The organism is Novosphingobium sp. (assembly GCF_041915465.1).
Lineage (GTDB): Bacteria > Pseudomonadota > Alphaproteobacteria > Sphingomonadales > Sphingomonadaceae > Novosphingobium.
In genome coordinates, this window is record NZ_JAYSBK010000046.1 from 1 (window position 1) to 25,010 (window position 25,010).

Genomic DNA, 25,010 nt, shown 5'->3' on the forward strand with positions numbered 1-25,010 from the left:
ATGATGCGGGTCATTTCGTCGCCGTCGATTTCGACGACCGGGTTCTTCACCTTGATCTTGCCCATCGTGCCTTGTCTTTCCCCGGGGAGGTTTGAAGCGTTGAATCTTGGAAATTCGCCGGTCCCCTTAGCAGAGGTGCGCTCGCTTGCAAGCTTGGGGGCGGGCAGCGGCTCTCGATTCGGGCTGGACAGGCGAGTGAGCGCGGCTTACCTCGTTAACCGCACGATTAAATCCCAGAAAAGAGGATGTCCGAGATGAGCGAACAAGAAGTCCTGACCGAAGTCGATGGCGGCGTGCTGATCGTCACCATGAACCGCCCCGAAGCCAAGAACGCGATGAACAAGGCCCAGGCCGAAGGCATTGCGGCGGCGATGGACCGGCTCGAAGCCGATCCTGCCTTGCGCTGCGCGATCCTGACGGGCGCTGGCGGCACGTTCTGCTCGGGCATGGACCTCAAGGGCTTCCTGCGCGGCGAACGCCCCAGCATCGAAGGCCGCGGGTTTGGCGGCCTGACCGAATGGACCCCGTCGAAGCCGGTGATCGCCGCGATCGATGGCTACGCGCTCGCTGGCGGCATGGAACTCGCCATGAGCTGCGACCTGATCGTCTGCAGCGCGGGCGCCAAGTTCGGCATCCCCGAAGCCAAGCGCAGCCTGGCTGCTGCGGCTGGCGGGCTGATCAAGCTGCCGCGCCAGATCCCGCCGCGCATCGCGATGGAACTCGCGCTGACCGGTGACTTCATCGACGCTGCCCGCGCCTATGAACTGGGCTTCGTCAACCGCGTAGTCGAAGGCCCGGCGATCGAAGGCGCCAAGGAACTGGCCGCCCGCATCGCCGAAAACGGCCCGCTCGCGCTGATCGCCTCGAAGAAGGTGATCCGCGAATCGCACACCTGGACCGACGAGGAAATGTGGAAGAAGCAGGGCGCGATCGTGAACCCGGTGTTCGTCAGCGAAGATGCGCGCGAAGGCGCCGCCGCCTTTGCCGAAAAGCGCAAGCCGAACTGGCAGGGCAAGTAAGCCGACCTGCCAGGACTGAAAACGAAGAGGCCCCGGGAAACCGGGGCCTTTTTGATGATCTCGGATCAGGTCCGGGATGACGGCAAATGCAGAAAAGGCCCCGTTTCCGGGGCCTTTTTCTATTCTGGGTTCCGAATGGTGGGCGTAGCAAGGATTGAACTTGCGACCCCTACGATGTCAACATAGTGCTCTACCACTGAGCTATACGCCCGCACCATTCAGCTCCATCCCGCAGGACAGGGGTGCGCCATTAGCGAGGCTCCCCCGGCTATGCAAGGGGGTTAAATGCTTGCTTGGGCCTGCTGGCCGAAAATTCGTTCAACTTCCAGCACCAGGTCGCGCAGGTGGAAAGGCTTGGACAGCACCTTTGCCTCCGGCGCCTCGCGGCTGGCCTTGAGCGTGACGGCGGCAAAGCCGGTGATGAACATCACCTTAGTCTTCGGGCTGACCTCGGCACAGTGCTGGGCCAGTTCGATCCCGTCCATTTCCGGCATGACGATGTCCGACAGCAGCAGGTCGAATTCACCATTGCGCAGCAGGGGCAGCGCGGCGGTGCCGCGATCGACCGCGACAACATCATACCCGGCATTTTCGAGTGCGCGCGCCAGATAGGTGCGCATCGCCTCTTCGTCTTCGGCCAGGAGAATGCGGATCATCGCGATAGGTCCATTATCTTGTGCTGCGACTCCCCGGGCAGCGCCCGGATTTGACCTGCCTATAACGCATCCCGGTTAACAAGATTGCCTCTAATTTGCCCATGACCGGGTTTGAAACAGTTCCCGACGCGAGCGAACTTTTTGACACCGACTCGCATCTGCGCGAGCATAGGCCGATGGTACCTCCATTCACCCCGGACCCCGATTCGTCCCGCAAGGAAGGCGGCACAATTCCCGGCGGACAGGGGATGACGGCCTTCAGCCTGGACGCGCCGGATCCGTCTTCCGTCCCGGTGCTGATCGCCGTGCCTCATGCCGGGCGAGCCTATCCGGGCAGCCTGATCGAACGGCTGCGCAACCCGGGCTTTGCCGCGCTCAAGCTGGAAGACCGCTATGTCGACCGGCTGGGCGAGCATATTGCCCGCGCGACCGGGGCGGCGCTGCTGGTGGCACGGGCCCCGCGCGCAATGATCGACCTCAATCGCGGTGTCGAGGAAGTCGACTGGGATATGTTTACGCGGGGCAAGCCCGGCGGGATTGGCAGCTATACGCCCGGCGTGCGGGTGCGCAGCGGGCTTGGCCTGATCCCGCGCCGGATTCCCGGCCTTGGCGAGCTGTGGAAGCGCCGCCACGATGAAGAAGACCTTGCCGCCAGGATCGAGCAGATCCATGCGCCCTACCACACCTGTCTTAGCGAAACCCTGCAGCAGCTGCGCGATCGTTGGGGCGCGGCATTGCTCATCGATCTTCACTCGATGCCGCCGCTGGGCAATCGCGGCGCGCCCGGAGGGGGGCAGGGAGGCGCGGAATTCGTGCTGGGGGACCGGTTCGGTGCCACCTGCCATGGCTCGCTCGTCGGATCGAGTTTCGGCTACTTCAACGAGATGCGGCGCGGTGCGGCGCACAACCGTCCCTATGCCGGCGGCTATGTGCTTGAACGCCACGCCGATCCCGCCAATGGCATCCACGCGATCCAGCTTGAAATAGACCGGTCGAGCTATCTCGATCATCGGCTGGTCGAACCTGGCAAGGGTTTTGCCGCGATGGTCGGGCTGCTGACCGGTCTGGTGCGGCGACTGGCTGGGGAAGTGGCCGAACTGGGCCGGATGAGCGAGGCGGGCCGCTGGGCTGACGCTGCCGAATAGCGCGCGCGCCCAATTCCAGATCGAACATAAAAAACCACCTCGTGCATTCCGCACGAGGTGGCCAAGGTTCAGGGAGGAGGTACGCCGAAGCGCACCAAAGTCCTGCCGAGCCATGAGGGAAGCACGACAGAACGGAAGTTAACATAGGACTCGTTGTGCGATCTGACAAGAGCCACGCGCAGCACTGGCTGCTGGATCGCCTCAAACGGCCTTCGCCTCCAAAAAAGCGGCCGCCGACCCGGTGCCGAAGCAGGGGGCGGGCGGCCGCGAATTGGATTGCGGTGCGGCCCAAGGAGGCCGCGGCAAGCGATCAGGCAGCGCCGACCGGCGCCGGGATCGGACCCTTGCCCTGCTGGACCTGGCGACCGAACACCTCGCTCATGTGCTCAAGGCTGAACAGGTGGGCGAAGATCAGCGGCAGCATGCCGTTCTGGTTCATCGAACGCAGCACGTCGCCGCGCAGGTCGCGCAGCTTTTCCTGGTCGATCATCTTGAAGCCGCGGTAGATGAAGGGCTGGTCGTTGCCCTGCTGCTGGATCGCGACTTCGCCATCCATCAACAGGTCGTGCTTCATCAGTTCTTCGACGAACTGGGTGGTGCGGAAACCGGCTTCTTCGAAGTGGCGGCAGAAATCGAGCGTCGCCTTGCACGATTCGCTCGGCTGGCCATCGACGAACAGCGCGTTGCCGTCTTCGAATTCGCCCAGCAGGTCGCTCGACGGATCGAAGCACAGCGAGAGTTCTTCGGTTTCCGGAGTCAGCTTGGCGAGCATGAAGGGATAGCGGCGCGCGTAGGCCGGGACGTAAACCGGTTCCTGCAGCTTGCCGGTTTCGTCGAAGAAGGTGTTCACGCCTTCGTTGAGGCCCATCAGCGCCAGCGGCACCGGCTGGTCGGCGATCGAGAACACGATCGGATAGTGACGCGAGGCGTGGACGAACTCTTCGGCGGTCAGCGGAATGGCGTGCTGGCCAACCATCCACTTGGCATTGTCGGTCGTGCGGCTGTGCCAGTTCGCGTGGTCGCGGCTGTTGAGCGGCATGATGTCCTGGTAGAACAGCGGAAGATTGGCGGCTTGCGGCGCGCTGGCCATGAGTTTCTCTCCGAAAAAACGTAATGCGACAGGTCTGCGGATCGACGGCCTCGGCACGAACGCCAAATCCGGCGCCAAACCCGGCACGAATGCGCGCCTTTACGGCCTCGCGCCGTGCGGTGCAAGCGTCACAAGCTTGCCGGGATTGAGCAATCCCCGGGGATCGAGCGCGGCCTTGACCTGGCGCAGCAGCGAAAGCGCGACGGGATCGCCCAGCCGCTCCAGTTCGTCCACCTTGAGCTGGCCGATCCCGTGCTCGGCGCTGATCGACCCGCCCCACTGGGTGACCAGATCGTGGACCCGGCGGCTGATCGCCTTGCCGGTCGCGGCTTCCCATTCCGACCGCTGGCTGCCGGGCGGGGCAATGACATGGAAATGGATGTTGCCATCACCGAGATGGCCGAAGCCAAGCGCATGAACACCCGGAAATTCGGCCTTGATGGTCGTCACGGCCATGTCGAGGAAATCGGGCATGGCCGCCACGGGCACGGAAATGTCATGCTGCACGGCCGGCCCCTTGGCCCGTTCGGCAGGAGCGACGGATTCGCGCAGGTTCCAGAACGCCTCGGCCTGGGTCTCGTTCGCGGCGATCGTCGCGTCTTCAACCAGGCCCGCTTCGAAAGCGCTGGCCAGCATGGTCTCGGCCGCGGCGCGAAGATTTGCCGCGCCTGCCACGTCCGCGACAACTTCGATCAGGGCATGCCAGGCGTGCGGACCGGCCAGCGGCGCGCGGGCATCCGGGAGCAGATCGAGCACGGCTTCGAGGCTCGACTGGGGCAGGACCTCAAAACCCTCGAGCGCATCGCCCAAGGCTGCGTCGCAATGCAGCAGCAGGGCCCGCGCGGCCTGAATGGTGGGCATGCCAGCCCAGATCACCGTCCGTTCGGCCACTTGCGGCACCAGCCGGAGCGTTGCCGCGGTCACGATCCCCAGCGTGCCTTCGCTGCCGATGAACAGCTGCTTGAGATCGAAGCCGCGGTTGTCTTTCTTGAGCGGGGTGAGGGCGTCGTAAATCCGCCCGTCGGGCAACACCGCTTCGAGCCCAAGCACCAGTGCGCGCATCGAGCCGTGGCGCAGCACCTGCGTGCCGCCGGCATTGGTTGCGATCAGCCCGCCGACCGTGGCCGAACCCTTGCCGCCGAGCGAGAGCGGAAAGCGCAGCCGCTTCGCCTCGGCCGCTTCGTGGAGCACTTGCAGCACGACGCCGGCCTCGCACGTGGCGGTGCGTTCGGCCGGGTCGACTGCGCGGATCGCGTTCATGCGCCGCAGCGAGACGAGCAGCGCCGTGCCGCTGGCATCCGGCGTCGCGCCGCCCGACATGCCGCTGTTGCCGCCCTGCGGCACGATCGGCACGCCATACCGGCCGCACAGCTGCACCAGCGCCGCAAGTTCCTGAACATTTGCGGGCGAGGCGAGGGCCAGCGCCTGGCCGGTGTAGCGCCCGCGCCAGTCGGTCAGCCACGGCGTGACAAGATCGGCATCGCAGGTCAGCCCGCGCGTGCCGAGCAGGGCCTGGGCTTCCTCGAGAAAGGCAGCGTCGGGGCGCTTGGAAGTGCTCATTATGCAGCGCCTATGGCACAAGCCGGGGCTATCCGGCCAGTCCCCGCTTGAAACCGCGCGCAGTCGGGTTAAGCGGTGGTTCAAGACTGAGGGTTATTGACCGGCTTAATGAATCCTGCCGCTGCCTTGTTTGCGCCGTTCCTGTTGCTGCTGCCCGTCGCGGTTGCGGGCACCGACGCGGTGGCGGAGCGCGAGGCCGTCCCATCGGGTCCGATGTCGCGCCCGGCGGGGGATGAAGGCGATCCCTGGGTCACGATGTCGACCAGCTATCGCCCGCAGGATGGCAAACAGGTGCGGATCGAACAGCACGTTACCGTCCGGATAGGCCCGCGCCCGGCCCCCATGCCGCTTCCGCCGACCATGTTCGACGACGATCTGGACAACGATGGCCATCGCTTTGTCGAACGCAAGGCGGGAAAATGCGTGCCGATCGCCGGGATTTTCGGTGTCCAGTCGGCGCCGGGCAACCGCCTGCTGCTCATCATGCGCGACCAGCGGATGTTCACCGCAACGCTCAAGAAGGGCTGCAATAGCCGCGATTTCTATTCCGGCTTCATCGTTGCCAAGAACGAAGACGGCTTGATCTGCACCGGCCGCGACCAGCTGCTCTCGCGCAGCGGAGCCAATTGTCAGGTCGATTCCTTCCGCGAACTGGTCGAGGTCGGTCGCTAGTCGGCGTGTTTCCTTGACTTTCGGGGGCACTTGGCCCTAGGGCGCGCGCTGATTGGCGCAAAATACCTGCGCCCGCGTCTCTCCACCATTCGGATACCCATAAAGCCTATGAATTTTGCCGATCTCGGCCTGTCGGAAGAACTGGTCCAGGCAGTCACCGCCAAGGGATACGACACGCCCACGCCGATCCAGGCCCAGGCGATCCCGCAGGTGCTGATGATGCGCGACCTGATCGCGATCGCCCAGACCGGTACGGGCAAGACCGCCAGCTTCGTGCTGCCGATGATCGATATTCTGGCCCATGGTCGCCGCCGCGCGATGATGCCGCGCAGCCTGATCCTTGAGCCGACCCGCGAACTCGCCGCCCAGGTGGCCGAGAATTTCGAGGCGTACGGCGCCAATCACGATCTCAAGATGGCGCTGCTGATCGGCGGCGTGCAGATGGGCGATCAGGTCAAGGCCCTGAACGAAGGCGTCGACGTGCTGATCGCCACGCCCGGCCGCCTCATGGACCTGTTCGAACGCGGCAAGATCCTGCTGACGGGCTGTGACCTCCTCGTGATCGACGAGGCCGACCGGATGCTCGACATGGGCTTCATCCCCGACATCGAGACGATCTGTTCGAAGCTGCCCCCGCAGCGCCAGACCCTGCTGTTCTCGGCCACGATGCCGCCGCCGATCAAGAAGCTGGCGGACAAGTTCCTGAGCAATCCCAAATATATCGAAGTGGCGCGACCTGCTTCGGCCAACCTCAACATTGCCCAGCACAAGGTGGCGGTAACGTCGCGCGCCAAGCGCGATGTGCTGCGCACGTTGCTGCGCACCGATAACGTCAATACCGCGATCGTGTTCTGCAACCGCAAGACCACGGTGCGCGAACTGGCCAAGAGCCTGCAGCGCCACGGCTTCAAGGCGGGCGAAATCCACGGCGACATGGACCAGTCATCGCGCATTGCCGAGCTTGACCGGTTCAAGGCAGGCACGATCAATATCCTCGTCGCTTCCGACGTTGCCGCACGCGGACTCGACGTGAAGGGCGTGAGCCACGTGTTCAACTTCGACACGCCGTGGCATCCCGACGACTACGTCCACCGCATCGGCCGAACCGGCCGCGCTGGGGCGACGGGCCGGGCCTTCACCTTTGTGGCGCCCGAAGACGCCGAAGCGATCGCCAACGTCGAAAAGCTGACCGGCATGAAGATCCCGGTCTATGAGATGACCGGCGAGATGGCGGCCGAAGATGCGACCGGCGAGGTAAAGCCGAAGCGCGAACGCAGCCCCCGCAAGGCACGTGAAGAGAAGGCCGAACGCAAGCCCCGCGAAGCACGTGCCCCTCGCCGCGAAGAAGTGGAAGAGCGCGAGGAAGCCGCTCCGCGCGAAGAACGCGCCCCCCGCGAGCCGCGTGCCCCGCGCCGTGAGGAACGCGCTGCAGCCCCCCGCCGCGAACCGCGCAGCCGCCGTGACGATGACGAGCCGCCGAGCAAGCCGGGCGAATGGAACGGTCCGATCCCGGGATTCCTAGGCGTATCGGCGCTGTAGTAACGATTTGCGTTGGACGCTAAGCTCGCGTCCATGCGATCCGGCATAGTTTCAATTGGCCTTCTGGCTCTCGCTGCCTGTCAATGTGACGAGGGGTTTCAAGAGCGCGTCCGATCGCGACAGGCTTGTGAAGTCGCGGTCGATTTTGCCAAATGGTACGTGCGCGAAATGCAAGGCGATCCGGTCGTGTTGATGCGAGACACGACGAAACAGATCGATCCAATCGATCGGCAGCCTCATCTTGAATTTCGCAAGTTGGGAGCTGACGTGAAGGACTGGATTCCTGTGCGCAGCGCACCGCCGGGCTTGCTTGCAGACATGACAAGCCGGACCGAACTCGCAGCACTGGGAGATTGTCCGGAATTTGAGAGGCTGGATGCATTACCCGGCGTTTCGATAGGACCAGAGGCTGCAAGGCAGGCTATCGCGCTTAGAGATGCGCAGACAGGGCGATTTACGGCAAACATCGTGGCGCTTTCGGCACCTTTGGTCGATAATTCGTCCGGCCATGCGGTTCTTGCGATGTTCGATGCTACATACGGCAGCGATGGATCTCGGGGTTTCGTGATCCACATGCGCCGCGATCATGCTGGCCATTGGCAAGTCATCGGCGGAGCTGACTTCTGGATTTTGCCAAGTTCGAGTGTGCTGGCACGTATGCCGCCGCGGTATGATTCCAATATCTGAAACGAAACGGGCCTCCCCCGAAGGGAAGGCCCGGTTCTTGTTCAAGCCGTGACTGCGATCAGAACTTGAGGCTGATCGAAGCGCGATAGGCCTGGTTGCGCACGTCGTCGCGGGCAACGGTGGTGTCCGCGCTGACCGAGACGGCGACACGGCCCGTGGTGTAGGTCAGACCGGCCGAGAGTTCACCCCAGTCCTTGTCCTGGCCAGCCAGGGCAAAGGGCATCGACACGGTCGGCACGCCGCCAACGAAGGCACCGGCAAAGGTTGCCGGATGATCGCTGAAGTCGTGGACATAGGTGGCCGAGGCCGAAGGTCGAAGCTTGCCCGAGCCTTCCAGCACGAAGCCGGCGCGACCCTGGACGCTTTCCAGATCGTGACGGTTGAAGACCATCGCGGTCGGCCCGCCAACTTCGGCAGCCTTATCGTAGAAGAAGCGGCTATAGCGGAAGCCGACCTTCGGGCCGAACTGCAGGCCGCTGCTGCCATACATCGCGCCGACATTGCTTTCCATCGAGACAGCCAGCGTGCTGGTGTTCGAGGTCAGCGTGTAGGGCGTGCCCGGCAGGTTGCCCGGACGGGTGGTATTGGCCTTGTACGAACCCGCAGCAATCTGGCCGTCGAAGTAGATGCGATCCCAGTTCGACTTCCAGTAGAGCGTGCCCAGCGTCAACGAGCCCTTGACCGAACCGCCACCGGCCGACGTCTTGCCGTCGAGATCGGTATAGGACAGCGCCAGACCGATGATCGCGGAATCGCCGATTTCGGATTCGATACCGCCGGCGATGTACCAGCCATCGAACTGGTCGCGGCCGCCATAGGGCAGGGCGGTCGCCATTGGCAGGCTGTCACCGTCGATATAGCCACCAGCCAGGAAGCCGCTCATCGTTTCGGGCAGCTTGCCTTCTTCACGAGCGGTTTCCGCAGCCGAATCCTGGCTTGCGGCAAACATCGGACCATACTGGGCCGAACCGATGGCATTGGCGGCCATGCGGTTGGGCCGGCCGTAATAGGCCAGGGTGCCGCCAAGGTTGCCGGGCTGGAGGCTCGACAGGCGCTGGCGGATCAGACGGTTGCCGCTGTCAAGCGCGACGGTGCCCATCGCGGTCGACAGCGTTTCGGTGCGCGGCGCCCACGATTCGAACACCGAGCGGATCGTCGGAGCATCCTGAAGGTCCATAACCGTGAAGATCCCGGGCAGGGTGCCCGAAGCGCGGTTGTGGTCGAGCAGGGTGGCAAAGGCCACCTGCACCGGCGACGAGCTGTTCACGACATTGCGGTAGCTGCCCGCAACGACCTTCAGCTGCACGGCATTGGTGCTGTAGATCAGCGTCGGGGTCAGGATTGCGCTGATCGCGGCAGGCGTGTTGAACGCCCCCGAAACCCCGCCCTCGGCCGTGAGGATGGTATAGAGGTTACCCGCCTTGACCGTCGCACCCGAAGCCGGGCTGAGGAGCAGCGAGCCGCCAACACTGGCCTGGCCGGTGCTGGTGCCGTTGGCCACCACCTTGAGCAAGTCCGACGAACCCGAAGCACTGCCAAGATTGAGGTAGTAGCCCGTGCCCGACGACATCACCAGGTTGCCGCCAATGGTCAGCGTGCCGATGCTGGTCTGCGTGCCGGGCACGAAGCTGCCCAGAACGCTGGTCAGGTAAGGCGCGTTGATCCGGCCCGAACCGAGAATCGCACCGCCGAGGAACGAATAATCGCCCACCGACGAAAGCGTGCCGTTCACCGTAACCACGCCCGCCAGGTGGTTGATGTTCATCAGCGAGGTAAGCGTGCCGGTGTTGGTGATCACCAGGCCCGCACCGGCGGTGCCGATGGTCAGGCGGTCGATCGTGATGTTCGCGCCCGACAGCGTCGTGATGCCGGTGTTGGCCAGCGTCACGTCATAGTACTTGCCGAGGATGCCCTCGACCCGCACCGGGTCCGAATTGTTCGGAACAAAGTTGGTCGCACCCGGCAGGCCGTTGGCCAGCGTCGGCGCGGGAAGCGAGGGCGCTTCCTGCGCTGCCGCCTGCGATTCCAGCGTGGCGCCGGCGAAGCGCTGATTGCCGGTGCCGCCGGTTCCGAGCGATTCGATCGAGACCGTCGCGGCATCATTGCTGGCGACACCGGCAGTATTGCCCGGTCCGGGGCTGCCCAGACCAGGAGTGGTGAATTCGTTGCCGGTCGCGGTGTCATAGCAGACCCCAGCGCCAGGCTGCTCGAAGCAGATCTGGCCGAAGTCGCCACTGGTTCCCGTCGAGCCGCCGCCCGGCGTGGTCGGCAAGCCGTTGACGAGGTCGGTGCCGGTTCCGTTCAGGATCATGTACGACGGGTCAAGGGTGGTGACCCAGTGATTGGGGTCGGTCCACGAACCATCGCCAGCCTTGGCCGAGACGTAATGGTAGGGGTTGTTGGCCGCGATCCAGTCCCAATAGAGGTAGAGCGGCTGATAGAAGCTGGCCGTGCCATAGCCGTTGGCCGGCTGGCCATTGAAGAAGCGGGTATAGCCGCCCGACAGCACGCCGAGCACAACCGCCTTCGAGAAGTTCTGCAGGATCAGCGGTCCGCCCGAGTCGCCGCTGGCGGTAATGCCTTCGGTCGGCGTGCCGTTGGTCACGCGGGCGGGATCGCGGAAGGCGTTGAAGTCGAACGGACTGGCACCAAGATTGCCGCGAAGCGGATCGTCGAAGTCGATCCAGTAGAGGTTCTGCGGATTGCTGCTGCCGCTGGTGCCGAACAACCAGTTTTCGAAGGTGTCGAGGTCGGTCAGCGCGCCGATCATGTTTTCCGCGGCGCGGCGGCGGAAGTCGATCCCGCCGTTCGAGCCGGTGGTCCCGGTGCCATTGCGGCCATAGCCGACGATCTGCACGTTATAGCCCGTGCCGCTGGCGCCGATTTCCGACGGGGCAGGAAGCTGTTCGAACAGCATCGCCCAGAACGGCACGTTGGCGGCCGGCGTGTCGAGCGTCGCCATCGCGACGTCGCCGTAAAGGAAGTGGGCCGCATCGGGTTCCAGCGAGGCCGGATTATAGACCACCTGGTTCACGTTGTAGAGGTAGTTGGCCACGTTGGTGGCGTGATAATCGGGGTTTGCCACGCCGCCGATGGTCGAGAAATACCAGGCGCGCAGGGCGGGCAGGTTGTACGACGAGAAGCCGAACGAAATCGGCGTGCCGCCCGAATTGGCGCCATAGGCGGTCGCGTCTTCATCGTTGACGCAGTGCGCGGCAAAGATGACCGTGCGCGGGTTGATCAGGGTGCCGGTGCACAGCCCGATTAAGCCGCCGCCGACATCGACCGTCATCTGGCCAACGCCAGTGACATTGACGCCATTGTCGAGCGCGGTGGTTGGCGTGCCGGGGTTGGCGATCAGGATCTGCGGATCGAGGCTGTTGATCGAGGTGATCGTGTGGTCGGTATAAGCCTCTGGCTGTCCGCTGGGAGTGCCGAGCGTGGTGGTTACGCCATAGGCCTCGGGCGTGCCGCTTGGCGTGCCGAGCGAAGTGGTCACGCCATAGGCTTCCGGAGTGCCGCTGGGTGCTTCCTCGGCAAATGCAGGCTGGCTGAGTGCGGTCAGCACCAGGGCGGATGAAGTGAGCAAAGCGGCACGGCGGCCGAAACGACTCGTAGAACGATCAGTCATTGGTATCCCCCTTGTAGGATGGGCGAAAGTTGCACCAATTCTCTCAAAGAGGGAAGTGTCTAAGAATAAATGTCCTTAATTTGTTAGGGCTTGGGTCCAATACATATTTCGCCCTCCCGGGCAACTGTATTGCCAGCTTACAAATTTGTTTGAAACTTTCGTTACCAAGCCAGCGTTGCGCAACTATCTTAGTAAATTAGCGCATATATAAGCAATATAATTACATGAATGGCGGGTGTCAGAGTTAGGCAAGTGTGACAAAACTGTCGATCACGCGCTTGCGGCCGGCCGTCTCGAACTCGATCTCCAGCTTGTTGCCTTCCTGCGCGGCCACCGTTCCGTAGCCGAACTTCTCATGGAACACGCGTGCGCCAATCGCGACATCGCGGCGGGGCTTGGCGGCAAAGCTGGCTGCCGAGCGCGAAGGCTCGGCGATCCGGCGCGGCGCAGGATCGTAGTCGCGCTGTGCGGCGCGTTGCCAGCCGGGGCCTCGCGTGCCGGCGCGCTCGGGACGGTCGCGCGCGACATGGGCAAAGGGATCGGATGCTTCCGACCACTGCGCCCGCCACAGCGAGGCCCCGCCGGACAGGGTGGTTTCCTGCTCGACATGGGCCTCCGGCAGTTCGGCGATAAAGCGGCTGGGGATCGAGCTGGTCCACTGGCCATAGATGCGCCGGTTGGCCGCGTGCAGGATGGTGCAGCGCCGCCGCGCGCGGGTGATTGCGACATAGGCAAGGCGGCGTTCTTCCTCGAGGCTGGCGAGCCCGCCTTCGTCCATCGCGCGCTGCGAGGGGAACACGCCTTCTTCCCAGCCGACCAGGAACAGGTTGTCGAATTCCAGCCCCTTGGCCGCATGGATCGTCATGATGGTCAGCTTTTCGGCATCGCTCGCCGCCTCGTTGTCCATCACCAGGCTGACGTGTTCGAGAAAATCGCCCAGCGCTTCGTATTCTTCCATCGCGCGGGCAAGTTCGGCGAGGTTTTCGAGCCGGCCTGCGCTCTCCGCGCTCTTTTCGGCCTGGAGTGCAGCCGTGTAACCGCTCTCCTCAAGGATCGTGCGAACCAGTTCGGCGGGGGCGAGCGTCTTGGCCACATCGCGCCAGCGCGCCACGTCGCGCATCAGCGCCAGCAGCGTGCCGCGCGCGCGGGCGGGCAGTTCGTCGGTATCGGTAATCTCGACTGCCGCAAGGCTCAGCGGCACACCGCGCGCGCGGGCGTGGCGGTGCAGCTTTTCCAGCGTCTTGTCGCCAAGGCCGCGTTTGGGGGTGTTGTAGATCCGCTCGAACGCGAGATCATCGGACGGCTGGGTGACGATCCGCAGATAGGCGAGCGCATCGCGGATTTCAGCGCGCTCGTAAAAGCGAAAGCCGCCGATGATCTTGTAGGGCAGGCCGATCGCGATGAACCGATCTTCCAGTTCGCGGGTCTGGAACTGGGCGCGCACCAGCACGGCGACTTCGGCCAGGCTGGCGCCCTCACGCTCCAGCCGTTCGGCTTCCTCGCCCACCCGGCGGGCTTCTTCGGGGCCATCCCAAACGCCGATCACGCGAACCTTGTCGCCACCGTTACGCTCGGTCCACAGCGTCTTGCCAAGGCGCTGCGAGTTGGCGTCGATCAGCCCGGACGCGGCGGCGAGAATGTGGGGAGTGGAGCGATAGTTCTGCTCCAGCCGGATCACCTTCGCGCCCGGAAAATCCTTTTCGAATTTGAGGATATTGGCAACTTCTGCGCCGCGCCATGAATAGATCGACTGGTCGTCATCGCCCACCACGCAGATGTTCTTGCGCGCCTGGGCGATCAGCCGCAGCCACAGGTACTGGACCTGGTTGGTGTCCTGATATTCGTCCACCATCACGTATTTGAAGCGCTGCTGGTACTGTTCCAGCACCTCGCGATTGGTGCGGAACAGGTTGAGCGTGTGGAGCAGCAGATCGCCGAAATCGCAGGCGTTGAGCGCCTTCAGCCGGTCCTGGTAAAGCTGGTAAAACCGCTGGCCCTTGCCATTGGCATAGGCTTCGTTTTCCACCGCATCGAGATCGGCGGGGTTCAGCCCCTTGTTCTTCCAGCGGTCGATGCACTGCGCCAGTTGCCGCGCGGGCCAGCGCTTTTCATCCAGTCCCTCGGCCTGGATCAACTGCTTGAGCACGCGCAGTTGATCGTCGGTGTCGATGATCGTGTAGTTCGATTGCAGTCCGGCCAGTTCGGCATGGCGGCGCAGGATCTTGGCGGCAATGGCGTGGAACGTGCCGAGCCACGGCATCCCTTCAACCGCCGGGCCGATCAGCTGGCCGACGCGCTCGCGCATTTCGCGCGCGGCCTTGTTGGTGAAGGTGACGCAGAGGATTTCGCTTGGCCAGGCGAGCCGCTGGCGCACGAGGTAAGCGAGCCGCGCGGTGAGCGCCGCGGTCTTGCCGGTGCCGGCCCCGGCCAGCATCAGCACCGGGCCTTCGGTGGCAAGCACGGCTTCGCGCTGGGGCGGGTTCAGTCCGTCAAGCAGCGGGTCGGGAGCGGATTCGGAAAGCTGGGACACGCGCGAACAACTAGGGAACGTTTGCCGCGAGGGCAAGGGTGAGCCATTGACATGTGCGCCGCCAGCCGCAACGCATCGCCGCCATGCATCCGATCCGCGCCAATGCCCGCATCCTGACCGCCGCGCTTACCGGCACGGCGGTCGAGTTCTATGACTTCTACGTCTATGCCACTGCCGCCGCGCTGGTGTTCGGGCCGCTGTTCTTCCCCGCCGAAAGCCAGGCCGCGCAGACGATGTTCGCGTTCATGAGCTTTGGCCTCGCATTCTTCGCGCGGCCGGTGGGGGCGGTCGTGTTCGGCCATTACGGCGACCGGATCGGGCGCAAGTCGACGCTGGTCGCGTCGCTGATGCTGATGGGGCTGTCGACGCTGTTGATTGCCTTCCTGCCGACCTATGCGATGGTGGGCTGGGTTGCGCCGCTGCTGCTGTGCATCTTGCGCTTCGGGCAGGGCTTCGGCCTTGGCGGGGAGTGGGGCGGGGCTTCGCTGCTGGCGGTCGAATATGCGCCCAAGGGCTGGGAATCGCGGTTCGGCTCAGCGCCGCAGTTTGGTGCGCCGGTGGGGTTCCTGTTTGCCAACGGGCTTTACCTGCTGCTCGGGCTGGTCCTGTCCGACGCCGATTTCAAGGCGTGGGGTTGGCGCATCCCGTTCCTCGCGAGCGCGCTGCTGGTCGCCCTTGGGCTGTGGGTGCGACTGCGGATCGCGGAAACCCCGGCCTTCCGCGAGGCATTGCAAAAGGAAGCGCCGCCGGCCGTGCCGGTAGCGGTGCTGTTTTCGCGGCACCTTGGCGCGGTGCTGGCGGGAACGGCGGGGGCGGTGGCCTGTTTCGCGATCTTCTATCTCTCAACCGCCTATGCCCTGTCGCTGGGCACCACGAAGCTGGGCTACAGCCGCGAGGCGTTCCTCGGCGTGCAACTTGGCGCGAACTGCTTTTTCGCGGCTGGCATCGCGGTGGCGGTGATCCGGGCCGACCGGATCGGCGCGGGCAGGGTGCTGCTGCTGGGCGCCTTGGCCACGATCCTGATGGGGCTGGTGTTCGGTGCGGGGCTGCAATCGGGATCGCTGTGGATCGTCTTCGCCACGCTATCCGCCGCGCTGTTCACGATGGGGCTGGTCTATGGCCCGCTCGGCTCGTGGCTGCCCAGCCTGCTGCCCGTCACGGTGCGCTACAGCGGGATTTCGCTGGCCTTTAACCTTGGCGGGATCATCGGCGGCGCGCTGGCCCCGATCGCGGCACAGGCGCTGGCCGCGCGCGGGCTTGCCAACGGGGCGGGCTGGTTCATGTCGGCGGCGGGTGCCTTGACGCTGATCGGCGTGATCTGGGCGCGCAAGTATCAGGCCGCTACGGCTGGATCTTCCGCAGCAGGGTAAGCTTGGCCTTGCCGACCTTGCGTTCGGCCACGGCCTCAAGTCCCTTGATCTTCGGGTCTTCCTTCAGCCCCGTTTCGAGGCTGATCCACGTCGCATCGCCGATCCAGCCGAGCCGTTGCAGCTTGTCGAGCGCGACTGCGCCCGCGCCGCTGTCATAGGGCGGATCGAGCAGGATCAGGTCAAGCGGCGCCTTGGCCGGACCCAGCGCCAGCACCGAACTGGCGCGCACGTCCGAGCGGCCGGTGGCCTGCAGGTTGGCGATATTGGCGCGCAGCGCGCGAATCGCGGGCGCATCCTGCTCCACGAAAATGCAGCTTTGAGCCCCGCGCGAAAGGGCTTCGAGGCCCAGCGCACCGGAACCGGCGAACAGGTCCGCCACGGCCAGTCCTTCGAAATCGCCAAGCCGCGAGACCAGCATCGAGAACAGCGTCTCGCGGGTGCGGTCGGCGGTGGGGCGGGTGGTGTCGCCCTGCGGCGCCTGCAGCTTGCGCCCGCGCCATTCGCCTGAAATGATCCTGAGGCTCATCGGCGGGGACCGCCCTTGTTCGGGCCGGGATTACGCGGACCGCGCGAGTTCGACGGGCCGGAGCGCGGCCCTTCGGAGCGAGGCCCACCTGAGCGCGCGCCAGAACGCCCGCCAGAAGGGCGCTCGGAATTGTAGCGGCCACCTTCAGTCCGGCCACCTTCGGGCCTGCCGCCAGCAGGTTTGCGCGGGCTGAGCTTGCCCTCGATGGGTTTGCGCTCGGCACTGCGCTCATCCCGGCGCGGCGCTGCCTTGGGCCGTTCGCCACCGGGCCTGCGGTCTTCGGAGCGGCGATCCTCGGCACGGCGCGCGGTGGGGCGGGCGCCGGGCGAACGCGTGCGCGAAATGCGGGCGCGGGCCTGCTGCGGCGCGGATAGCGGAACGTAGGCCTCGCCCCCGCCAAGCAGCGACTTGCGCAGGCGCTCGACCTCGACCTGGCGGATTTCCACGGCCTGGCCGCGCGGCAGGTCGAGCAGTTCGAACGGACCATAGGCGGTGCGGATCAGGCGGCTGACTTCGAGTCCGAGGTATTCAAGCACACGGCGCACTTCGCGGTTCTTGCCTTCGGTGATCGTCACTTCGATCCACTGGTTGCGCCCGGTGCGGCGCTCCATGTTGGCGTCGATCTTGCCGTAACGCACACCGTCGATCTCGATGCCTTCGATCAGCTCTTCCAGCTGCTCTTGCGTGATGTCGCCAAAGGTGCGGGCACGGTAGGTGCGCGGCAGGCCGGTCTTGGGCAGTTCCATCGCGCGCTTCAATTCACCGTCGTTGGTCAGCAGCAGCAGGCCTTCGGTGTTGAAGTCCAGCCTGCCGATCGGCATCACGCGGCCCGCGTTTTCGGGCAGGGCGTTGCGCAGCGCGGTGTAGATCGTCGGGCGGCCCGCCGGGTCGCGCTCTGTCGTAATCAGCCCACCGGGCTTGTGGAACACGAACAGCCGCGCGGCTTCGGCGGCCTTCACCGGCTTGTCGTCCACGGTCATGCCCTTGAGGCCGGGTAGCACGGTGTTTGGGGTGTCGAGCACTTCGCCGTTCAGCTTGACGCGGCCTTCGGCGATCATCCGCTCAACCTCGCGGCGGCTGGCAATGCCGGCACGCGCCAGCAACTTGGCGATGCGTTCGCCCGCGCGGGCGCCATCTTTGGAATTATCGGGGGAGTTCATGTCCCGCACATAGGCGAGGATGCGCCTTTCGTCACCCCCGCGCGGCCGCCATCTGCTCCTCGCAGATCTCGTGGAAGCGGCGGATGCCGCCTTCGAGTGTGCCCAGCGTCAGTTCGCTGATCGCGCCAGAGGAAAGCCCCTGTTGGCCAAGGGCCGCGGCGCGGAAATCTTCGCTGGCGAAGACGCCGCCGTCGAGCAGTTTCCAGCTGCGCTCCCAATGGTCCTGCGCCTTGTCGTTCTGCGGGGCTTCGGGGATCAGCATGAAATCTTCGACCAGGGTCCGGTCGTGCCCCTGGGGCCAGAGCGTCATGATGTTGATGTAGTCGGGGCTGGCGACGATCACCGTACCGGGAAACAGCTGATAGGCAAAGGTGCCGAGCCGGCGCAGCACCGACATGTCGGCCAGATCCTTGCCCGCCATCTCCTCGGCCCGGCAAACCAGGCTGCGGCGGTGCGGGCCGATCTCGTCGCCGGATGTCACGCCGTCCTTGAAGAACGGGCCAATCGTCGCCGCGTGGAGCCGGGCGACATGGTAGCTTTCAAGGAAGGCATCCATGATCAGCTTCCAGTTGGACGCGACTTCGTGGGTCTTGCGCGCGAACAGGTGTGATCCGCGCATCGCAAAGGCGTCGAAATCGGCACCGATGGCCTGGGCATCGGAGAAATCGGGCGCACAGCCGGGAGCGTACCAGATGAGGCCGCCAGCCTCGCAGCTGGGCAGTTCGACCAGTCCATGATCGGCCTTGTCGAGCCCCGGAAAGGTATCGGGCCGGGGCAGGGCAAGCAGGCGGCCGTCGGTGGCAAAGGTCCAGGCGTGATAGGGGCATGTCATGCGCCGCGAACACTGCACCTCATTGCCCTCGACCAGCCGCGTGCCGCGATGTCGGCAGACGTTGAGGAAGACGTGCGCCTTGCGCTGGCTGTCGCGCGTGATCAGCAGCGGCTTGCCCGAGGCATCGTGCGGCACGCTCATGTCCGGATTGGGGATCAGCGCCGAAGGGCACAGCACCTGCGGCGCGCGGTCGAACAACAGCGCCTTCTCGTCGGTCCAATAGGCCGGATCGGTGTAGATCGCGGCCGGAACCCTTGTAATTCCGCGCGTCGCCCCGGTGCAGCCATCGGCGATCTGCCGGGCAAGGGCAAGCTGACCAGCCGTCGGTTGACGGCCCGGGATTGTGGCTATCCTCTCCATGGGGCTAGGCATAACGCATTTCCCCGTTAGTTTCGCGGCAAATCGAAAGGCAGGGAACGCAGACATGTCGACCACTCTCTGGATCATTCTTGGGGCAGTGGTCCTGATCGGCCTGTTGGCCAAACGGATTCCGGCACTGCACCCCTATCTTGAGAAGGAGTCGCTCTCGGCGTTCTTCCTGGGGGTCTCGTCCGGCTTTCCCTATGCGATGATCGGCGCGACGCTGACCACGCGGCTCGCGCAGGACGGGATCGACAAGAAGACCGTCACCGCCTTTACCCTGGCCTTTCTGGTCTACAACCTGAAGGTGTTCTGGGCCTGGATCGTCGATGGGGTGCATCTGCCGCTGATCGGGCGGTTGGGGCAGCGGGTGTCATGGATGCTGGTGGCGGGAACCGGCGTGATCGCGGCCGTGATCAACCTCGCGCTGATCGACCCCAAGGCCGATATCGCGGCCACCGCGACGGCCGCGATCCTGGTCGGCGTGGCCGGGGCAACGTTCGACATCGTGATCGATGCCTTCCGGATCGAGACGCTCAAGCCCTACCAGCTGGGCGTGGGTTCGGGGATGTCGCAATATGGCTGGCGGATCGGTTCGGCGGGGGCGGGCGCGCTGGCGCTGGTGATGGCGGCGCGGTCGGGCTGGGAAAACGCCTATATCGCCTGTGCCGCCTTTGCCGTCCCTGCGATGCTGACCGCGATATTGATGGGAGAGCCTGCGCGCCACCGCGAACCCGCCGCGCGCAAGGGCGTGGCCGAAGCCTGGCAATCGATCGCCGGACCGTTCGCGGAGTTCTTCCAGCGCAACGGCGCCTGGCTGGTGCTGGCCTTCATCTTGGTTCACAAGATCGGCGATACTCTGGCAAACCTGACCTTTCGCCTGCTGTTCGATGATCTTGGCTTCAGCAATGACGAGATCGCGATCTACGACGTCGGCGTGGGTTTCTGGGCCTATCTGATCGGCATATTCATTGGCGGCATTGCCTATGCGAAGATGGGGCTCAAACGCTCGGTGCTGGTCGCGCTGGTGCTGATGGGCGTGTCGAATTTCAGCTTTGCCGCGCTGGCGGCGGCGGGCCATTCGAACCTTGGCATGGCCGGCGCGATCGGGTTTGAGAATGCGGCCTCGGGCTTTGGCGGGGTCGTGGTCGTCGCCTATTTCTCGGCGCTGTGCGACCTGCGCTTTACGGCGGCACAGTATGCGCTGATTTCGGCCGGGGCGAGCGTGGTTGGCCGGTTTGTGACCGGGACCACGGCGGGCGCGATGATCGAGCAGATGGGCTATGTGAACTTCTACCTGTTCACCACCTTGCTGGCGGTGCCGGGCATCGTGCTGTTCTGGTGGATGAGCCGCGCAGGCCTGATCGACGCCGCAATGGGCACGGCAGGCGGCGGCAATGACGGCGACCCGGAGACGCGGCAGTGATCCGTCAGTCGGGAAACTCGCGGTTCAGGCGCAGCACCTCGCCCGCAAGGTAGAGCGAACCGCAGATCAGCACGTCGCCTTCTGGCGGCAGCGCGGCAAGCGCTGCTTCAATGCCGCCGAACGGGCGCACCGGCAGGTTGGTAAAGGGTGCGAAGTCTTCCGGCGCGTGGGCATCGTGGCCGGGGGCGGGGACGACCGACAGGGTCAGCAGCTGGTCCGCCAGCGGCTTCACGATGGCCGACGGGTCCTTGCTCGTCAGCATCCCGGTGATGAGATGGAACGGGGGCGCGTCCTTGAAATGGCGTGCAATCGCGAGGCCGGCATCGACGTTGTGTCCGCCATCGAGCCAGACCTTGCGGCCCGGTACCAGCGCGGTCAGCGGACCTTCGCTCAGCGGTTGCATGCGGGCGGGCCAGCGCGCAGCGCGGATGCCTTCGGCCATGGCCTTGGCCGATACCTCGACCTGCGACTGGTGGCGCAGCATGGCAACGGCCAGCGCGGCATTGTCGGCCTGGTGGGTGCCGACCAGCGTGGGCAGCGGCAGTTCCAGTTCGCCCTGTGCGTCGCGATAGGCGATGGTTTCGCCAACCTCGGCAAACCAGTCGAGCCCGCGGATCGCGGTCTTCGCGCCGACCTTTATCGCCTGCTCGATCACGGTCTTCACGACCGCATCGGGATAGCTTTGCGTCACCAGCGGCACGCCGGCACGGGCGATCCCAGCCTTTTCGAACGCGATCCGGCACAGCGGCTCGGTGGGAACGCCTTCCTCGGGCACCAGCAGGAACGCCTCGTGGTCAATCCCCAGCGACGCGATCCCGCAGGCGGCCTGGCCATCGAGCACATTGGTTGCATCGAAGCGCCCGCCAAGCCCCACCTCGATCACGCAAACGTCGGCGCGGTAATTAGCAAAGGCCAGGAATGTCGCCGCCGTGGTGACTTCGAAGAAGCTGGGAGAGAGGTCTTCACCCACATCCAGCACCTGCTGCAGCAGGTCGGCCAGCTGGTCGTCGCTGGCGAGCTTGCCCGCGATGCGCAGGCGTTCGTTATAGCGCACGAGGTGTGGCTTGGTGGCGGCGTGGACAGTTAGACCCTGCGCTTCCAGCATGGCGCGCAGGTAGGCGCAGGTCGAACCCTTGCCGTTGGTTCCGGCCACATGGAACACCGGCGGCAGGCGCTTGTGGGGATCGCCCAGGCGCGCCAGCAGTTCGTGGATCACTTCCAGCCCAAGCCGCCCGCTCGGCAGGGTCAACGCGCCAAGCCGGTCCAGCTGCGCCTGGACGCGCGGGTGGTCTGATACGGCGAAATCGCGCATTGCAGGCGCGCTCAGGCCGCCTTGGCCGCGCCCAGGTAGTCGAGCAGCGTCGCCAGCCGTTCCTTGAGCGCGTGGCGATGCACGACCATGTCGATCATGCCGTGTTCAAGCAGGTATTCGGCGCGCTGGAAGCCTTCGGGCAGCTTTTCGCGAATCGTGTCCTGGATCACGCGCTGGCCGGCAAAGCCAATCAGGCAGCCCGGCTCGGCAATGTGGACATCGCCCAGCATGGCATAGCTCGCCGTGACGCCGCCGGTGGTGGGATCGGTCAGCACGACGATATAGGGCAGGCCTGCGTTCTGCAGGCGGCGGATCGCGACGGTGGTCTTGGGCATCTGCATCAGGGACAGGATCCCTTCCTGCATGCGCGCGCCGCCAGCCGCGGTGCAGATCACGTAGGCGCACTTTTCCTTGATCGCGCGGTCGACCCCGGAAACGAAGGCAGAACCCACGGCCATGCCCATCGACCCGCCCATGAAGGCAAAGTCCTGCACGCCCAGCACGGCCTTGTGCCCGCCGATCGTGCCGAGCGCATTGGTCAGCGCATCAGGATGCGGGTTGGCGGCACGGGCGGCCTTGAGGCGATCGGGATACTTCTTCTGATCCCGGAACTTGAGCGGGTCTTCCTTGACCTTGGGCGCTGGCAGCACGCAGAAGCCTGCGTCCATCAACTGGGGAAAGCGTGCGTCGGCGCCGATCCGACCGTGATGTTCGCAGCGCGGGCAAACGCTCTGGTTTTCCTCGTACTCCTTCGTGAAGAGCATTTCCTTGCACGAAGGGCACTTGATCCAGAGGTTGTCGGGCGTGTCGCGCTTCTCGGCGAAGGGCAACGCTTTGCGGACGCGATCTAACCAGCTCATGTCAAACTCCTATCGCGCAGAATGGACCGCGTCGGCAAGCGCGCGGGTCAAGTCACGCACAGGTCCGGCGGCATTGGCGCCGTGCTGGGCCACCAGATCGACCAGCGCGGAGCCGACGACCACACCGTCGGCCACCTTGGCAATCGCAGCGGCCTGTTCGGGGGTCCGCACGCCAAAGCCGACCGCGACGGGGATCGTCGCCTTGGCTTTGAGCTTGGCGACGGCTTCCTCGATCGAGGCTTGCGCGGCTTGCTGCATCCCGGTGATCCCGGCGACCGAGACGTAGTAGAGAAAGCCCGACGAGCCTTCGAGCACGGCGAGCAGCCGCGCCGCGTCGGTGGTTGGCGTGGCGAGGCGGATCAGCGACACGCCCACTGCGCGCAGGGCCGGGCCTAGCTCGGCGTCTTCCTCGGGCGGAATGTCGACGCAGATCACGCCGTCAACGCCGGCCTTCTTGCACTCTGCAGCAAACCATTCCGAACCACGCGTGGTCATCGGATTGGCATAGCCCATCAGCACCAGCGGAACGTTGGGATGCTTTTCGCGAAAGCGGGTCGCGATATGGAAGATGTCGGCGGTCTTGGTGCCGGCACCCAGCGCGCGCAAGTTGGCGTTCTGGATTGCGGGGCCGTCGGCCATCGGATCGGTGAAGGGCATCCCCAGTTCGATCACATCCGCGCCGCCTTCGACCAGCGCGTCAAGCACGGCGGGCGTGGCTTCGGGCGTCGGGTCACCGCCGGTGATGAAGGTGACGAGGGCGGGGCCCTTGGCGAAGGCGCTTTCGAGGCGGGTCATTTTGAGCGGCTACCGATCGAAGAAAATAGAGATGTACGAGGCAGAAACATTCCGCAAATCGTGCCGAACAATGTCGTCAAGAAATTGCGGGCATCATCCGATGCGCCAAGAATTGCCGAAATCCTGCCAACTAAGAGCGCCCCTGATATGGCGATCAGAAGCAGGAGAATCCACTTCACAGCGTCACCCCCAAGTGTTCGGCGACCGAGAAGATGTCCTTGTCCCCGCGTCCACATAGGTTGGCGAGTATGATCGCATCCTTCGGCATCGTGGGTGCGACCTTTTTCACGGCGGCGATCGCGTGGCTCGGCTCAAGCGCGGGAATGATCCCTTCGGTGCGGCACAGCAGCTGGAAGGCATCAAGCGCCTCGTCATCGGTGACGCTGGTGTAATCGACGCGGCCCACTTCCTTGAGCCACGCGTGCTCCGGGCCGATGCCGGGATAGTCCAGCCCGGCGCTGATCGAATGGCCTTCGATGATCTGGCCGTCATCGTCCTGCAGCAGATAGGTCTTGTTGCCGTGGAGAATACCGGGGCGTCCGCCCGCAAGGCTGGCGGCGTGATCCTTGTCGAGGCCGTAACCCGCCGCTTCGACGCCGAGCATCTTGACGCTGGGATCGTCGAGGAAGGGGTGGAACAGGCCGATGGCGTTACTGCCCCCGCCAATCGCGGCGACCAGCAGGTCGGGCAGGCGGCCGGTGCGGGCAAGCATCTGGGCGCGGGCTTCCTTGCCGATCACGCTCTGGAAATCGCGGACCAGCTCCGGATAGGGGTGCGGACCAGCCACGGTGCCGATGATGTAGAAGGTGTCGTGCACGTTGGCGACCCAGTCGCGCAGCGCCTCGTTCATCGCGTCCTTCAGCGTGCCCGCACCGGCGGTCACCGGGCGCACTTCCGCGCCGAGCAGCTTCATGCGAAACACGTTGGGGGCCTGGCGGGCCACATCCGTTGCGCCCATGAACACGGTGCAGGGCAGGCCGAAGCGCGCGCAGACCGTGGCGGTGGCAACGCCGTGCTGGCCCGCGCCGGTTTCGGCGATGATCCGGGTCTTGCCCATGCGCATGGCGAGCAGGATCTGGCCGATACAGTTGTTGATCTTGTGCGCGCCCGTGTGGTTGAGCTCGTCACGCTTGAACCAGATCTGCGCGCCGCCAAGTTCTTCGGTCAGGCGCGGCGCGAAGTAGAGCGGGCTGGGGCGGCCGACGTAGTGTTCCAGCAGGTCGTCGAATTCGGCCTGGAACGAAGGGTCGGCCTTGGCCGCGTTGTATTCGCGTTCAAGGTCGAGGATCAGCGGCATCAGCGTTTCGGCAACATAGCGCCCGCCGAATTGGCCGAAATGGCCAAGGCTGTCGGGTTGGTTACGGAACGAATTGGGAGTTTGCGTGACGGTCATAGCGCTTGCGCGCTTGGCAGAATGGGACCGTGAAGTCCAGCGATTCAGCGGGTTTCGGGACTGCCGATTGGATACAAATATTGCTGCAAAATGAACGAATATGTTGCAGATTTGCAACATACATTTGACCATTCGAAATTTCTGAACAGTGAGTTCATCTGGGCGACAGCTTGGGGTTCCTACTTGGCCCTCGTCCCCTTTCGAGGGGCTGAATGATCAAGGAGTTACATATGCGTAAGGTTCTTCTCCCGCTGCTCGCCTCGCTGGCGATCGCGACCCCGGCCATGGCCAACGAAGCCCGCGTCGAAGCGCGCGGCGGTGTGATCTGGTCGAATGGTTCCACGCAGGACACCTGGGGCGCGGCTGCCGGTTACGACTTCGACCTTGGCGCAAACACCTTCGCCGGTGTCGAAGTGTCGGGCGACAAGATCGGCGAAAGCGGCACCA

Annotated in this window: 19 protein-coding genes, 1 tRNA gene and 1 pseudogene; 8 read left to right on the forward strand and 13 right to left on the reverse strand. The window is 64.7% G+C overall.

Annotation, left to right across the window (positions count from 1 at the left end; translation table 11 throughout):
• Positions 1-254 precede the first annotated feature (254 nt).
• Positions 255-1,019 carry a crotonase/enoyl-CoA hydratase family protein gene (locus ACE3SN_RS09575; protein ID WP_374529516.1) on the forward strand — a complete coding sequence of 255 codons (765 nt, stop codon included), beginning with the start codon at positions 255-257 and terminating at the stop codon, positions 1,017-1,019.
• A gap of 136 nt (positions 1,020-1,155) precedes the next feature.
• Here ACE3SN_RS09575 and ACE3SN_RS09580 read toward each other — a convergent pair.
• Together ACE3SN_RS09580 and cpdR are read right to left on the reverse strand one after the other, a co-directional pair.
• A tRNA-Val gene (locus tag ACE3SN_RS09580) sits at positions 1,156-1,230 on the reverse strand.
• A gap of 70 nt (positions 1,231-1,300) precedes the next feature.
• Positions 1,301-1,675: a cell cycle two-component system response regulator CpdR gene (cpdR, locus tag ACE3SN_RS09585; RefSeq protein WP_374529517.1), complete on the reverse strand. Its 375-nt coding sequence runs from the start codon at positions 1,673-1,675 to the stop codon at positions 1,301-1,303.
• 176 nt (positions 1,676-1,851) lie between these two features.
• Between cpdR and ACE3SN_RS09590 the strand changes: the two genes are divergently transcribed.
• On the forward strand, positions 1,852-2,820 hold the full coding sequence (locus ACE3SN_RS09590) for an N-formylglutamate amidohydrolase (RefSeq protein WP_374529519.1): 969 nt from the start codon (positions 1,852-1,854) through the stop codon (positions 2,818-2,820).
• Positions 2,821-3,130: 310 nt separating this feature from the next.
• Here ACE3SN_RS09590 and ACE3SN_RS09595 read toward each other — a convergent pair whose 3' ends face one another.
• Together ACE3SN_RS09595 and ACE3SN_RS09600 are read right to left on the reverse strand one after the other, a co-directional pair.
• The gene (locus ACE3SN_RS09595; protein ID WP_374529521.1) at positions 3,131-3,910 is read right to left on the reverse strand and encodes a SapC family protein; all 780 of its coding nucleotides are present in this window, start codon (positions 3,908-3,910) and stop codon (positions 3,131-3,133) included.
• A gap of 99 nt (positions 3,911-4,009) precedes the next feature.
• A complete protein-coding gene (locus ACE3SN_RS09600; RefSeq protein ID WP_374529522.1) occupies positions 4,010-5,470 on the reverse strand; it encodes an FAD-binding oxidoreductase in 1,461 nt (486 codons plus the stop codon).
• A gap of 108 nt (positions 5,471-5,578) precedes the next feature.
• Here ACE3SN_RS09600 and ACE3SN_RS09605 point away from each other — a divergent pair, with 108 nt between their 5' ends.
• From ACE3SN_RS09605 to ACE3SN_RS09615, 3 genes are all read left to right on the forward strand, one after another.
• Positions 5,579-6,142: a hypothetical protein gene (locus ACE3SN_RS09605; RefSeq protein WP_374529524.1), complete on the forward strand. Its 564-nt coding sequence runs from the start codon at positions 5,579-5,581 to the stop codon at positions 6,140-6,142.
• 108 nt (positions 6,143-6,250) lie between these two features.
• Positions 6,251-7,681 carry a DEAD/DEAH box helicase gene (locus ACE3SN_RS09610; protein ID WP_374529526.1) on the forward strand — a complete coding sequence of 477 codons (1,431 nt, stop codon included), beginning with the start codon at positions 6,251-6,253 and terminating at the stop codon, positions 7,679-7,681.
• A gap of 159 nt (positions 7,682-7,840) precedes the next feature.
• A complete protein-coding gene (locus tag ACE3SN_RS09615; protein WP_374529528.1) occupies positions 7,841-8,368 on the forward strand; it encodes a hypothetical protein in 528 nt (175 codons plus the stop codon).
• A 58-nt stretch (positions 8,369-8,426) separates the two neighbouring features.
• Here ACE3SN_RS09615 and ACE3SN_RS09620 read toward each other — a convergent pair whose 3' ends face one another.
• Together ACE3SN_RS09620 and ACE3SN_RS09625 are read right to left on the reverse strand one after the other, a co-directional pair.
• Positions 8,427-11,999 carry an autotransporter domain-containing protein gene (locus ACE3SN_RS09620; protein WP_374529529.1) on the reverse strand — a complete coding sequence of 1,191 codons (3,573 nt, stop codon included), beginning with the start codon at positions 11,997-11,999 and terminating at the stop codon, positions 8,427-8,429.
• A gap of 244 nt (positions 12,000-12,243) precedes the next feature.
• Complete coding sequence (locus ACE3SN_RS09625; protein WP_374529530.1) at positions 12,244-14,529, reverse strand: ATP-dependent helicase; 2,286 nt, start codon at positions 14,527-14,529, stop codon at positions 12,244-12,246.
• A gap of 83 nt (positions 14,530-14,612) precedes the next feature.
• On the opposite strand from ACE3SN_RS09625, the gene ACE3SN_RS09630 reads away from it, so the two are divergent.
• Positions 14,613-15,899, forward strand: coding sequence for an MFS transporter (locus ACE3SN_RS09630; protein ID WP_374529532.1), 1,287 nt, complete (start codon positions 14,613-14,615; stop codon positions 15,897-15,899).
• On the opposite strand, the gene rsmD is transcribed toward ACE3SN_RS09630, so the two are convergent.
• Genes rsmD through ACE3SN_RS09645 form a run of 3 tightly spaced genes read right to left on the reverse strand, consistent with a single transcriptional unit; the run spans position 15,871 to position 18,777 of the window.
• Positions 15,871-16,425 (reverse strand): 16S rRNA (guanine(966)-N(2))-methyltransferase RsmD, encoded by a 555-nt coding sequence (gene rsmD, locus ACE3SN_RS09635; protein ID WP_374529534.1) that lies wholly within the window; start codon positions 16,423-16,425, stop codon positions 15,871-15,873. The genes ACE3SN_RS09630 and rsmD overlap by 29 nt on opposite strands.
• Positions 16,422-17,585 (reverse strand): pseudouridine synthase, encoded by a 1,164-nt coding sequence (locus ACE3SN_RS09640; protein WP_374529536.1) that lies wholly within the window; start codon positions 17,583-17,585, stop codon positions 16,422-16,424. The genes rsmD and ACE3SN_RS09640 overlap by 4 nt, the downstream gene beginning before the upstream one ends.
• A gap of 31 nt (positions 17,586-17,616) precedes the next feature.
• A complete protein-coding gene (locus ACE3SN_RS09645) occupies positions 17,617-18,777 on the reverse strand; it encodes an aromatic ring-hydroxylating dioxygenase subunit alpha (protein ID WP_374529538.1) in 1,161 nt (386 codons plus the stop codon).
• Positions 18,778-18,841: 64 nt separating this feature from the next.
• Here ACE3SN_RS09645 and ACE3SN_RS09650 point away from each other — a divergent pair, with 64 nt between their 5' ends.
• A complete protein-coding gene (locus ACE3SN_RS09650) occupies positions 18,842-20,203 on the forward strand; it encodes an MFS transporter (protein WP_374529540.1) in 1,362 nt (453 codons plus the stop codon).
• A gap of 4 nt (positions 20,204-20,207) precedes the next feature.
• Here ACE3SN_RS09650 and ACE3SN_RS09655 read toward each other — a convergent pair whose 3' ends face one another.
• The 4 genes from ACE3SN_RS09655 to trpB form a co-directional block, all read right to left on the reverse strand.
• A complete protein-coding gene (locus ACE3SN_RS09655) occupies positions 20,208-21,515 on the reverse strand; it encodes a folylpolyglutamate synthase/dihydrofolate synthase family protein (protein ID WP_374529542.1) in 1,308 nt (435 codons plus the stop codon).
• 11 nt (positions 21,516-21,526) lie between these two features.
• The gene (gene accD, locus ACE3SN_RS09660; protein WP_374529544.1) at positions 21,527-22,375 is read right to left on the reverse strand and encodes an acetyl-CoA carboxylase, carboxyltransferase subunit beta; all 849 of its coding nucleotides are present in this window, start codon (positions 22,373-22,375) and stop codon (positions 21,527-21,529) included.
• 9 nt (positions 22,376-22,384) lie between these two features.
• On the reverse strand, positions 22,385-23,170 hold the full coding sequence (trpA, locus tag ACE3SN_RS09665; RefSeq protein WP_374529546.1) for a tryptophan synthase subunit alpha: 786 nt from the start codon (positions 23,168-23,170) through the stop codon (positions 22,385-22,387).
• A 175-nt stretch (positions 23,171-23,345) separates the two neighbouring features.
• Positions 23,346-24,563: a tryptophan synthase subunit beta gene (trpB, locus tag ACE3SN_RS09670; protein WP_374529548.1), complete on the reverse strand. Its 1,218-nt coding sequence runs from the start codon at positions 24,561-24,563 to the stop codon at positions 23,346-23,348.
• A 230-nt stretch (positions 24,564-24,793) separates the two neighbouring features.
• On the opposite strand from trpB, the pseudogene ACE3SN_RS09675 reads away from it, so the two are divergent.
• Positions 24,794-25,010, forward strand: a pseudogene (locus tag ACE3SN_RS09675) (hypothetical protein); the annotation flags it as partial.